A 572-nucleotide genomic window follows, 5' to 3' on the forward strand; every position below is an offset into this window, starting at 1 on the left:
TAACCACTTACCAAGTGCTTTGATGCCATAACGCTCTGTTGCATGGTGACCCGCAGCAAAATAGTGGATGTCCATCTCACGAGCGGTGTAAGTTGTTCGCTCCGAAACTTCGCCAGAAATGAATGCATCTAATCCATGCTGAACCGCAAGTTCAATGAAATCTTGTCCGCCGCCAGTACACCAACCAACGGTTTCGATCATTTTATCCGCATTATCTGGAGCGATATGTAGAGGCTCTCGATTAAGGACTTGGTTGATCTTGCTCGCAAATTGAGAACCAGTCATCGGTTTTTTCAAGCGTCCAAATAGGGCGACAGACTGCGGATGACCTTCTAACCCACCGTCGATTTCAATATCAAGAAGACGAGCAAGCTCTGCGTTGTTACCAAGTTCAGGATGAATGTCGAGCGGTAGATGGTAGCCGTACAGATTAATGTCACTTTTAATTAGGCTACGAATGCGCTTACCTTTCATACCGCGAATGGGTTCTGGCTCCCCTTTCCAAAAATAACCATGGTGGACCAATAACGCATCGGCTCTGAGTTCAATCGCTTTATCAATTAATGCTTGAG

The 572-nt window shown here is 46.0% G+C and carries 1 protein-coding gene; it reads right to left on the reverse strand.

Annotated elements, in window-relative coordinates; all coding sequences use genetic code 11:
* On the reverse strand, positions 1–572 hold a 572-nt coding region (locus R8N47_RS27170), incomplete at both ends, for a Nif3-like dinuclear metal center hexameric protein (RefSeq protein ID WP_318186365.1).

Source organism: Vibrio sp. 2132-1, from assembly GCF_033344315.1.